The 12,016-nt window shown below is 34.7% G+C and carries 7 protein-coding genes; all 7 read right to left on the bottom strand.

The window, feature by feature from the left end; all coding sequences use genetic code 11:
- Positions 1-184: 184 nt before the first annotated feature.
- The gene (locus IW18_RS05690) at positions 185-1,852 is read right to left on the bottom strand and encodes an alpha-amylase family glycosyl hydrolase (RefSeq protein WP_041516617.1); all 1,668 of its coding nucleotides are present in this window, start codon (positions 1,850-1,852) and stop codon (positions 185-187) included.
- A gap of 271 nt (positions 1,853-2,123) precedes the next feature.
- Positions 2,124-3,983 (bottom strand): glycoside hydrolase family 13 protein, encoded by a 1,860-nt coding sequence (locus tag IW18_RS05685; protein ID WP_041516616.1) that lies wholly within the window; start codon positions 3,981-3,983, stop codon positions 2,124-2,126.
- Between the two features lie 139 nt (positions 3,984-4,122).
- Positions 4,123-6,237: a glycoside hydrolase family 97 protein gene (locus IW18_RS05680; protein WP_041516615.1), complete on the bottom strand. Its 2,115-nt coding sequence runs from the start codon at positions 6,235-6,237 to the stop codon at positions 4,123-4,125.
- Positions 6,238-6,264: 27 nt separating this feature from the next.
- Complete coding sequence (locus IW18_RS05675; RefSeq protein ID WP_041516614.1) at positions 6,265-8,568, bottom strand: glycoside hydrolase family 65 protein; 2,304 nt, start codon at positions 8,566-8,568, stop codon at positions 6,265-6,267.
- 210 nt (positions 8,569-8,778) lie between these two features.
- The gene (gene pgmB / locus IW18_RS05670; RefSeq protein ID WP_041516612.1) at positions 8,779-9,432 is read right to left on the bottom strand and encodes a beta-phosphoglucomutase; all 654 of its coding nucleotides are present in this window, start codon (positions 9,430-9,432) and stop codon (positions 8,779-8,781) included.
- Between the two features lie 21 nt (positions 9,433-9,453).
- The gene (locus IW18_RS05665) at positions 9,454-10,806 is read right to left on the bottom strand and encodes an MFS transporter (protein ID WP_041516611.1); all 1,353 of its coding nucleotides are present in this window, start codon (positions 10,804-10,806) and stop codon (positions 9,454-9,456) included.
- 178 nt (positions 10,807-10,984) lie between these two features.
- Entirely contained in the window at positions 10,985-12,016 is a 1,032-nt protein-coding gene (locus IW18_RS05660; RefSeq protein WP_041516610.1) for a LacI family DNA-binding transcriptional regulator, read from the bottom strand.

The raw sequence follows: 12,016 nt of genomic DNA, 5'->3' as shown, positions 1-12,016 counted from the left end.
TTTAACTGCAAAGGTCGCGAAAAATAGATTTGCTCTGTCCAGTTTTACCGCAAAGTGCACAAAGTTTTTTTATGTAAGTGATTTTATAAAACACAAAGTTCGCAAAGCTTTGTGTTGATTTATCTTTGCGAACTTTGTGTTTACTCTTACTATAGTAGAGAAAAAAACCTTGCGAACTTTGCGGTTAAATGCGCTCCAATAAAACAATATCAAAATCACTGTCAATAATTACTTTTCCGTCAATTACTTCGACATTTTGATTGGAATAAGTATCTTTTAATTTGGCTCCGTTTGGGAATACTTCGCCAACAGGAAGTTCTTTTCTGCCTTTTGGCAAATCTACTCCCATAACTACTTTGTCTGTAAAAACTCCTTTGGTAAAAATTCTAGAGAAAGTATAAGGATACGGATTAATCAGTTTGTGAACTCCCGCTCCAACGGCAGGATGATTTCTTCTGAATTGCCCTAATTTCTGCCAGTGTAGAACTGTCTTTTGAGCTTCAGGATTGTTTTGAATCTCATCCCAATTCATGTTAGAACGCAAAGTTGCATCACCTTGAGTACCTTCAATCACTAATGAGCGATTTGATTCGTCGCCATAATATACTTGCGACATTCCCGGTGAAAGCAATAATTTTGTACCGGCTTCGATACTTTTTGTTCTATTAGCATCGAAAGGCTGGCCATCGTCGTGTGAGGACATATAATTTAAAACCGAATATCCTTTTAAATCATTGTTCAAAGCATTCGAATATTTAGAAAATAAACCTTCATAATCGTTTTGAGCAGCATTCCACTTAAACTCAAAATTAATCATGCAGTTAAATCCATTTTGGAAATAATTTACTTTTCTGTCTCCAAAATCATAATCTTGTCCGCCACTAATTCCGTAACCATAAACCTCGGCAATGGTGTAAAACGGGTTTTGATCTAAAACTTCTTTTGGATGGTTTTTCTTCCATGTTTCGAAAGCATATTCACATTCTTTTTTAAAATCAGCCCAAACGTTTTCATCGGTATGTTTTACCGTATCTCCGCGATAACCATCAACGCCAAATTCAAGGACATAATCTGTAAGCCATTTTATAATGTAATATTTTGGTGTTCTTGGATAACCAGTTCTTTTAAAGAATTCGTTTAGAGAAGCAATTTCTTTTTCATAACGACCTTCCTTTTTCCATTTTTCGATTAAAAAAGGAGGTAATTGTACTTCCTGAGTACTTTCAGTTCTTACGTCTGGAAGGTTTTCAACCAAAGTACACATTGTAGTATTTTCAAACGATTTGTAATCGCAAACAACACCAGTTCTAACCCAGTCCGAAGGCCAAACAGGATCTTCTGGAGTTACTGGTCCTGTATGATTTATTACACCATCAAGAATTATTCTAATGCCTTTTTCGTGTGCTTTTTTTACAAGTTTTGCCAAGTCTTCTTTGGTCCCAAAGTTTGGATCGAGTGCTGTCCAGTCTTTTGCCCAATAACCATGATAACCGTAACTAAGACCCGTTCCTTCGTCAACACCATCGTGAATCTGCTCGACAATCGGTGTAAGCCAAATGGCATTTATACCTAATTTATCAAAATAACCTTCGTCTATTTTTTTTGTAATTCCTATAATGTCTCCGCCCTCAAATCCGCGTAGTTTACCCGGAGTTTTGGTTCGGTTAAAATTGACTTCGTTAGAAGTATCTCCATTATAAAAACGATCTGTAAGTAAAAAATAAACATTTGCTCCTTCCCAAACGAAAGGTGTTTTCGAAGTATTTTCGTTATTCATTGAAACTGATTTTGAGCCAGAACAACTCATTATTAAGTATACTAAAGATAAAAAAAGGAAAGTGTATTTTTTCATTATTTAGGAATATTTTGGGATGCATTGTGTTGAAAAAATAGCCACAGATTAAAAGATTAAAATGATTTTTAAATCTAGGATAATACTTTAATCTGTGGCAATAAAATTTTAAACACATAGAATCATAGCGTTTCTTTGTCTTAGAAAGATTTAAATAAATGACTAGTCATTTACACATAGCTTTGGGTTTACAAGGCTATGTTTGTTTAAACAAGTGAAACGCTTTTATCGAAACAGAAAATCTATGATTCTATGTGTTTAAATAAAATATTTATTCCAATTCTAAAACCAAGGCTGATTTTGGTTCTAAAGTAATTTCAGAAGATAAATCGAATGTTTTTCCTGTAATGACATCTTTTCCTGATTTAAAGTTTTTGATATTTTCTTTAAAACGGTTTGTTTTTACAATTTGTTCTTTTGCATTATTATTGAAAACCACCATTACGGTTTTAGCATCTGTAGATCTGAAATAAACATAAGTGTTATTTTCTGGAATATAATGTGTCATTTTCCCAAAATGAACTGCTTCATTCGATTTTCTCCAATTGAATAATTTTGATGTAAAATCGAAATATTTAGCTTGTTCAGGTGTTCTTCCTGCTGCGGTCAAGGCATTGTTTTTATCGCCAGCCCATCCTCCTGGAAAATCTTGACGAATATCTGCATCGCCTTTGCTTTTGTCACCACCCATTCCAATTTCTGAACCGTAATATACTTGTGGAATTCCGCGGATTGTTGCCAATAAAGTCATTGCCAGTTTGTATTTTGGCAAATCATATTTGAACTTATCGTTCATACGGTCTGTATCATGATTTTCGGCAAAAATTAAAATATTATCCGTGTTTGGATACAAAAAATCCATTGCGAAATTATTGTAGAATTTAATCAATCCGTTGTCCCAAGTTGGATTATCTTCATTGAAAGCAGAAGTAATCTGACTTTGAAGTGTAAAATCCATTACGCTTGGTAAATTCGAATTGTAATTTTCGATTGCACCAATTTTACTGTCTTTTTGCCAATAGGCTAAACTTGCCTGATTGTGCATCCAGATTTCACCCACAATATTAAAATTAGGATATTCATTTGTAATTGATTTTGCCCAATTTGCCATAGCTGTTGGGTCAGAATAATTATAAGTATCTACTCTAAATCCGTCAAGATTTACATATTCAATCCACCAGATGGCATTTTGAGTAAGGTATTTTGCTACTAGAGGATTTCTCAAATTCAAATCGGGCATTGAAGGAACAAACCAGCCGTCAATACAAATTTCTTGATCTAATTTTGAGGCGTGAGGATCTGTAATTACCTCTCTACGGTGATGTGTTTGAGTAAAAGTCTCAAATTGATTGAACCACGTTTTAGTTGGCATATCTTTGATCATCCAATGTGTAATTCCCCAGTGATTTGTTACATAATCCATCACTAGTTTCATGTCTTTTTTGTGCATTTCTGCAGATAAACGAACGTAATCTTCATTAGTTCCATAACGAGGATCTATTTTGTAAACATCAGATTGCGCATATCCATGATACGAATGTTGTTTATCATTGTCTTCGCATAAAGGCGTATTCCAGATCGTTGTTGCGCCTAAAGATGAAATATAATCCAGGTTTTTGATAATTCCTTCGATATCGCCACCGTGACGTCCGCTTGGGTCTTGACGATTTCCTTTTTCAGTTAAAGAAGCATCACTGTCGTTTTTTGCGTTTCCGTTTGCAAAACGATCCGGCATAATCAAGTAAATCATATCCGATGCATCGTAACTTTTTCTGTTTGCTGAATTTGCTCTTCTTTCTTTAAGCGAATATTTCTGCGTGAAAGCAACTTTGTTTTTGGTTTTGAATGAGAAAATCAATTCAGAAGCTTTTAAATTTTGCGTATCAATTGTTACAAAAAGGTAATTTGGATTTTCTGTTTTCTCTACATTTTTAATCACAACATTGTTTGAAACCGAAGCTTCGTATTGTGCGATATTTTTTCCGTAGAACATAATCTGTAATTCCGGATTTTTCATTTCGGCGTACCAGAATGGCGGTTCTACTTTCTGAATTTGTGCTTTTGCGGAAGCGGAAAAAATAAGAGCAATTAGAATTAATTTATAGATAAGTGATGTTTTTTGGTTTTTCATAGTTATAATAATTATTCTCACTGTCAGTTCGAGCAGAGTCGAGAACCTATACGGCATCTCGACTTCGCTCGATGTGACAAAAAGATTTTGATAAAAAAAAGACAAGTAATCTTGGGGAAAATTACTTGTCTTAAAAAAATTATTTAGTTTCGATAATGCTTATGGCATAACCTCCGCCTGGAGCAGATAACTGCGATAATTTTGATTTGTTTGTTACAGCAATTTTCTTGATGGTGTAAGCTTGCGGATTTGTTTTGTAATGCGCATCTTTTGCATCAGCATAAATTGTTGCGGTGTATTTTTTACCTTTTTCAAGGAAACTGAAATCGATGTTTGATGTGCGTGGAGTTTCTCCGTTTACATTACCAACAAACCAGTTGTTTGTTCCTTTTGCTTTACGAGCAACTGTAATAAAATCTCCTGGTTCAGCCTCAATATATTTACTTTCTGACCAATCTACAGCTACATCTTTAATGAATTGGAATGCATCTGGAAAACGGTTGTAGTTTTCTGGAGTATCTGCAGCCATTTGTAATGGGCTGTACATGGTAACGTATAATGCTAGTTGATTTGCAATTGTACTGTTTACATGCGATTTGTTCTCTGGATTCATTTTGCTGATATCCATTTCGAAGATTCCAGGAGTATAATCCATTGGACCTCCAATTAAACGTGTAAATGGTAAAACGGTAACGTGATTTGGTTTAGAACCTCCAAAAGCTTGGTATTCTGTTCCTCTTGCGGCTTCGTTTCCAATTAAGTTAGGATACGTTCTTGCAATTCCTGTTGGGCGAACAGCTTCGTGAGCATTTACCATAATTTTATAATCTGCTGCTTTTTCGATAGCATATTGATAGTGGTTTACAATCCATTGATCGTAATGATTTTCACCGCGTGGTAAAATATCTCCAACGTAACCGCTTTTTACAGCAGTGTATCCGTTATCGTTCATGAATTTATAAGCAGCATCCATATGACGCTCGTAGTTACGAACAGAACCAGATGTTTCGTGGTGCATAATAATTTCTACACCTTTAGATTTTGCGTATGCATGCAAACCTTTTACATCAAAATCCGGATAAGGCGTTAAGAAATCAAAAACATAATCTTTTGAGTGTCCGAACCAGTCTTCCCAACCTTCGTTCCAACCTTCAACTAAAACAGCATCGAAACCATTTGCAGCTGCAAAATCAATGTATTTTTTTACGTTAGCATTATTTGCTCCGTGAGTTCCGTTTGGTTTTGCTTTAGAGAAATCAGAAACACCCAATTGTACTGTAGGGAAATCGTTTGTGTATGACCAAGAGCTTTTTCCTGTAATCATTTCCCACCAAACACCAATATATTTTACTGGCTTAATCCAAGAAGTATTTTCAATTTTTGATGGATCGTTTAAGTTATAAGTCATTTTTGAAGCTAAGATTTCTCTAGCATCATCGCTCACCATAATGGTTCTCCAAGGAGAATGACTTGGCGCTTGCATATATCCTTTATCTCCTTTTGCATCTGGCGTTAACCAAGATTGGAAGATCATGTTTTTGTCATCAAGATTCAAGTGCATACAAGAATAGTTGATCAACGCAGCTTCGTGTAAGTTAATGTATAAACCATCGTTAGTTTTTAACATTAAAGAAGTCTGAACTCCTGTTGGAGAAAAGTTCTTTTGCGAAACGTTTGCTGTATATGCTTTTTCTGACAATCCTCTAATTTCAGATAATTTAGATTTTGTGTAATCGTATTCCTGAGTATCGTAATCTCCCGGAATCCAGAAAGCAGTGTGATCTCCGGTCATAGCAAATTGAGATCTTTCTTCTTTGATTACAAAATAGGTAAGATTTTTTTGTGCTGGAAATTCATATCTAAATCCTAAACCGTCATCAAATAAACGAAAACGAATTACGATTTGTCTTTCTGTTCCTTTTTGATTTAAAGTTACAGCCAATTCATTATAGTGATTTCTAATATTATCTACTTCGCCCCAAACTGGTTTCCAAGTTTCATCAAAAGTTGAAGTTTTAGTGTCAACAACGGTAAAGTCATTCAATAAAGATTTTTTATCATCTTTAAGTTCAAGACCTAATTTACTGGTTTTTACAACTTCTTTGTTTTTGTATTTTAAATTGTAAGTTGGAGTTCCGTCGTTCTGAAGCGAAAATTCCATTACGAACTTGCCTTCGGGTGATTTTAATTGTTGTGCTTTTGCAATCGAGCTAAAAGCAAACAAGATTAAACTTGCGAAAAATAAGTTTTTCATGTTTTTTAGATTTTAGAGTATTGTAATTTAATTAATTTGTACAAATTTACTTGCAATTACAGGATTTCCGTTAACTACAATTGTTAAATCTTGATCGCCATCTACAGTAAAAGTAGTTTTGTCATGATTTACAGATACTTTTAGAATTTGGTTTCTAAAGTTTATTTTGAAGGAGTAACCTTTCCATTCTTTTGGAATTTTTGGAGAAAAATGCAGTTGGTCATTTTTCACACGCATTCCGCCAAAACCTTCTACGATACTCATCCAAGTTCCTGCCATAGATGTGATGTGACAACCTTCCTCAACTTCTTTGTTGTAATCATCAAGATCTAAACGGGATGTTCTTAAATAAAATGTGTATGCCATATCCATTTTATCTAAAGCCGCAGCCTGAATTGAGTGTACACAAGGCGAAAGTGAACTTTCGTGAACGGTAAACGATTCGTAAAATTCAAAATTGCGTTTTAATTCTTCTTTAGAAAAATGATCTTCAAAGAAATAGAAACACTGCAAAACATCGGCTTGTTTGATGTATGGCGAACGTAAAACACGATCCCATGACCATTTTTGATTAATTGGGCGTTGCGATTTGTCTAGGTCTTTTACAGGAACTAAGTCTTTGTCTAAGAAACCATCTTGTTGCAAATAGATGTCCAGTTCTTTAGAAAATGGGAAATACATATCATTGGCTACTTTTTTCCATGCCTGAATTTCAGTTGCCGATAGGTTTACTTTTTCTAAAATGCGTTTGTGATCTGCGGGATATTCTGCAGCAACTTTTTTAATTTGTTCTTCGGCATAATCAATACACCATTTTGCAATATAATTGGTGTAGAAATTATTGTTGATATTGTTTTCGTATTCATTTGGGCCTGTAACTCCTAAAATTACATACTGATTTTTGTCTTTAGAGAAAGAGGCTCTTTGATGCCAAAAACGTGCGATTCCAATTAATACTTCTAAACCTTTTTCAGGAATATAAGAGTAATCTCCGGTAAAACGGTGATAATTGTAAATTGCAAATGCAATCGCGCCATTTCTATGAATTTCTTCGTGTGTGATTTCCCATTCGTTGTGGCATTCTTCACCATTCATGGTAACCATTGGATATAATGCTGCGCCGTCTTTGAAACCTAAATTGTCTTTGGCGTTTTCTATCGCTTTATCCAATTGATTGAAACGATAGGTCAATAAGTTTCTTGCAACTTGCTGATCTTTTGTCGCCATGTAAAATGGAATGCAATACGCCTCAGTATCCCAATAAGTAGATCCTCCGTATTTTTCTCCGGTAAAACCTTTTGGGCCAATATTTAAACGAGAATCTTTTCCTAAATAGGTTTGATTTAGTTGAAAGATGTTGAAACGAATTCCTTGTTGTGCTTTTACATCGCCATCAATTGTAATGTCTGACATTTCCCAGATTTTACTCCAAGCGTCAATTTGATTTTGAAGTAAAGCATCATATCCTAAACTAACAGCAGTTTTGATCGTTTTTTCGGCTGCAGCCAAAGTGTTTTCGTGATTTAAAGAAACGGTATATCCACCAATTTTCTGAATTGCTGAGGTTTGTCCTTTTGCAATAATAGTTCCGTAAGTAAACTGAACTCTATCAGTAGTTGAATCGATTGTTGAAGGGGAAATATTTACATTTTCTCCGTTTGCAAAAATCGTATTGTGCATGAAGGTTGTAACTTTAAAATGCGTTTTGAACGTTTGTGCGGTTACAAAAGCTTCGTTTGTTCCTTTTTTTACTTCAAGTGGTTCCCAGAATTTTTCTTCCCAGTTCGCATCTTCATTAGTTACACCAGCGTCGATATAAGGTTTGTAAACAATTTTTGCATCTTTGTTTAGCGGCGTAATTTCGTATTTGATAATTCCTGTTTCATCCAAATCTAAAGAAAGAAAACGACGAACATTTACGGCAATTTCGGTTCCGTTTTTCAATGTAGCTTCAAAAGAACGATTGTACCAACCTTCTTTCATATTCAATTCTCTACGGAAATTTTTAATTTCGGTACAAGTATTTAAATCGAGGTTTTCTTCGTTAATTTCAACGTCAATTCCAATCCAGTTTGGAGCGTTTAATACTTTTGCAAAATATTTTGGATATCCGTTTTTCCACCAGCCCACTTTTGTTTTGTCTGGATAGTAAATTCCTGCGATGTAACTTCCCTGAAAAGTTTCGCCAGAATACGTTTCTTCAAAATTGGCTCTTTGTCCCATAGCGCCGTTCCCGATGCTAAAAAGACTTTCGGACGATTTTACTCGCTCTGCATCAAAACCTTCTTCGATGATGGACCAATTGTCTGGTTTTATATAATCTTGATTCATTTTTTTCTTTAATTAGATAATTGGGCAATTGGATAATTAGAAAATGTGTCAATTAGATAATTATTGTTTGACGTTTCTAACTTGATTTTATCTGTAATTGCTGATTGTTTTATTGTTTGTTGATTAGATGATTTGTTATGATTTTTGTTTTTTCAATTAGATAATTTTTCATTTTGTAATTATCAAATTGACACATTGCCACATTCTAGATTAACCAATCAATTTCTCGATAAACTCTGAACTGATTTCGGTAAAATCTTTAAAAATGTATTGAGCTTCATGTAAAATTGTTTCCTCACCAATTCCTACACTTACCATTCCGCCAATATTGGCTGCCTGAATTCCTGCTACAGAATCTTCAAATACAATTGAATTTTTTGCATCAATGTTTAATAATTGCGCTGCTTTCAAGAAAACTTCTGGATCTGGTTTTGCATTTGTAACGTCGTTTCCGTCAACAATAACATCGAAGTAAGATAGAATCCCTGTTTTTTCCAGAATTGGTCTTGCATTTTTGCTGGCAGAACCCAACGCAATTCCTTGATTTTTATCTTTTAATAGTTTCAGAATTTTTAAAACTCCCGGAAGAATTTCACTTTCATTCATGTCGACTAAATACGATAAATAATCTTCGTTTTTTTGAATTAACCATTTGTCCTTGTCTTCCTGCGAAGCCTGAACGTTTCCTAATCCAAGTATAATATCCAACGAACGTACCCGACTTACACCTTTTAGTAATTCGTTATCTTCGTGTGTGAAATTTATATTTAAAGATTGTGCAATTTTTTGCCAAGCTAAAAAATGGTATTTGGCGGTATCAACGATCACTCCGTCAAGGTCGAATATGAATGCTTTTTTGTTCATTATATAGAAAATTCTGCTTTATTATTTTTGAATAGTATCGTCTACATCTTTTACTTTGTAGACTAAAAGAGCGGCAATTAAAAAACTAACTCCACTTGTAATTAGGGCATAAATGGCATCGCCGTTGTAAAGATATTTTACAATTGGACCTCCAATAAGTGCATTTACAATTTGCGGAATAACAACAAAGAAGTTGAAGATTCCCATGTAAACGCCCATTTTTTTAGGAGCAATTGATCCTGCAAGAATCGCATAAGGCATTGCCAGAATACTTGCCCACGCAACTCCAATTAAAATCATTGGTAAAACAACCCAATCTTCATTTGGCATAAAATAAATCGAGATTAACCCAATTCCTCCAATAATTAATGAAAGTGCATGCGTTGATTTTCGACCAATTTTTTTAGCGATGTATGGAAGAAAAAACAGTGCGATAATAGCTGAAACTAAGTTGTAAACACCAAATAAAATTCCGACCCAGTCTCCAGCATCCTGATATTGCTGGCTTGAAGTGTCGCTTAATGGTAATCCGTAAATGTGATGTGCAATTGCCGGAGTGGTAAAAACCCACATTCCAAATAATCCAAACCAAGAGAAAAATTGTACCCAACTTAGCTGACGCATTGTTGTTGGCATTTTTGCAAAGTCTGTAAAAATGTCTGTAAGTTTTGATTTCTCATCAGAAGGAATATCTGCTTCACTTTGCGGATCTTCAAAATTGGCTAATTCTTCGGGAGTATATTCTTTTGTTGTAAAAAGTGTTACTAAAATTGAACCAATTAAAACCGCAGCACCAATAATAAAAGAAAGCGTCAAATTTAAGGGTACACTTCCGGGAACGGTGCTGTTTGAAACATGAAAGTATTTTGTTAAAACATAAGGTAAAGCTGAACCAATTACGGCTCCAAAACCAATTAATGAAGTTTGAATACTGAAACCTGCCGTACGTTGATCTGTTCTTAAGTTGTCACCAACTAAAGCACGAAAGGGCTCCATTGCAATGTTGAAAGAGGCGTCCATGATCATTAACATTCCGGCTCCAACCCATAAAGCGGGTAATACTGAAATGAAAATATTGGCCTGTGGCATTAAAATTAATCCAACTGAAGCTAAAATAGCACCTACAAGAAAAAATGGCTTTCGTCTTCCAAATCTTCCCCAAGTTTTGTCGCTATAATGACCAATAACAGGCTGCACTATTAATCCCATAAGAGGAGCAATAATCCAGAACCATGATAATTCATGTACGTCGGCACCAAAAATTTGAAGAATTCTACTGGCATTTGCATTCTGAAGTGCAAATCCCATTTGTATTCCTAAGAAACCGAAACTCATATTCCAGATTTCCCAGAAACTTAATTTACGCTTTTCCATTATCGTAATTAAAAAATTAATTAGACGATAAGCGCTTTGCTTATCAAAACTTACTGTTTTTTCGAAGTAAAAGTAAAAGCTTTGATCGGCGTAAAAGTATTAATTATTTTTTTAAATAGCCTAACAAAAAAGCCATAAATATTATTTATGGCTTTAGAATATGTTGATTTTAAGAAAATTAGTCAGTAGATTCTCTTTTTATGAGATGTGTTTCGATCACTTCGGTGGTATAATTTTCATTTTCTTCTTCGTCATCATCGTGATCGGCTTCGAGTCTTTCGATCAGCATTTTAGCTGCTTTATTTCCCATTTTTTCACCGCTTTGACTTACTGTTGTAATACTTGGCGTAGAGTATTTGGAGATAATTCCATCTGTAAAAGCAATTACAGCCAAATCTTCGGGAACTTTTAATCCCATTTTACTTGCAGTTTTGATAATTGTTACGGCAAAAAGCTCGTTTACAGCAAAAACAGCGTCAAAAGCTCTGTCGTGTAAAAGCTGACTTATGGTAATTTCGCAAGTATCTACATCTTCAATTTTAATGATTAAATCTTCGTTGAATGGTAATCCGTTGTCCAGAAGTGCTTTTTCGTAACCATCGGTTCTTAATTTTCCAACACTTACATAATCAACAGTAGTTACGAGAGCGATCTTTTTTCTGCCGTTATCAATTAAACTTTGAACAGCTTCATAAGCGGCAGCTTTATCATCAATAATTACTTTATCGCACAAAATATCGTTGGTAACGCGGTCAAACATTACAACGGGCATTCCTTGATTGATAACTTCGGTAATGTGGTGAAAATCGCCTTTGTACTGGGTTTCTTTAGAGAGAGACATGATAAAACCGTCGATGCTTCCGTTGGCTAACATTTCCATATTTAGGACTTCTTTATCAAAAGAATCATCGGATAAACAGATCACAACACTATAGCCGTTTTCGTTGGCAACTTGTTCTATTCCGTTGATTACAGTAGAGAAAAAATAATGTACAATTTCCGGAATGATAATACCAATACTTTTGGTTTTTCGATTTTTTAGACTAAGAGCGATGTTGTTGGGCTTATAGTTGTAAAACTTTGCAAAAGCTTGAACTTTTAAACGTGTTTCTTCTCCTATTTCCAGACTGTTTCGTAGTGATTTTGAGACAGTTGAAATGGATACGTCAAGTTCCTTTGCAATCTGTTTTAGGGTTATTTTGCGTTTCAT

The organism is Flavobacterium hibernum, from assembly GCF_000832125.1.
Taxonomy (GTDB): Bacteria; Bacteroidota; Bacteroidia; order Flavobacteriales; family Flavobacteriaceae; genus Flavobacterium; species Flavobacterium hibernum.
Note: the sequence above shows the minus strand (reverse complement) of the source record. Positions and strands in the feature narration are given on the sequence as shown.

Excerpts from the sequence above, each read along its gene's own strand:
- IW18_RS05690 (WP_041516617.1), bottom strand. The coding sequence starts at position 1,852 with ATGAAAAAATACACTTTCCTTTTTTTATCTTTAGTATACTTAATAATG.
- IW18_RS05685 (WP_041516616.1), bottom strand. The coding sequence starts at position 3,983 with ATGAAAAACCAAAAAACATCACTTATCTATAAATTAATTCTAATTGCT.
- IW18_RS05680 (WP_041516615.1), bottom strand. The coding sequence starts at position 6,237 with ATGAAAAACTTATTTTTCGCAAGTTTAATCTTGTTTGCTTTTAGCTCG.
- IW18_RS05675 (WP_041516614.1), bottom strand. The coding sequence starts at position 8,568 with ATGAATCAAGATTATATAAAACCAGACAATTGGTCCATCATCGAAGAA.
- pgmB (WP_041516612.1), bottom strand. The coding sequence starts at position 9,432 with ATGAACAAAAAAGCATTCATATTCGACCTTGACGGAGTGATCGTTGAT.
- IW18_RS05665 (WP_041516611.1), bottom strand. The coding sequence starts at position 10,806 with ATGGAAAAGCGTAAATTAAGTTTCTGGGAAATCTGGAATATGAGTTTC.
- IW18_RS05660 (WP_041516610.1), bottom strand. The coding sequence starts at position 12,016 with ATGAAACGCAAAATAACCCTAAAACAGATTGCAAAGGAACTTGACGTA.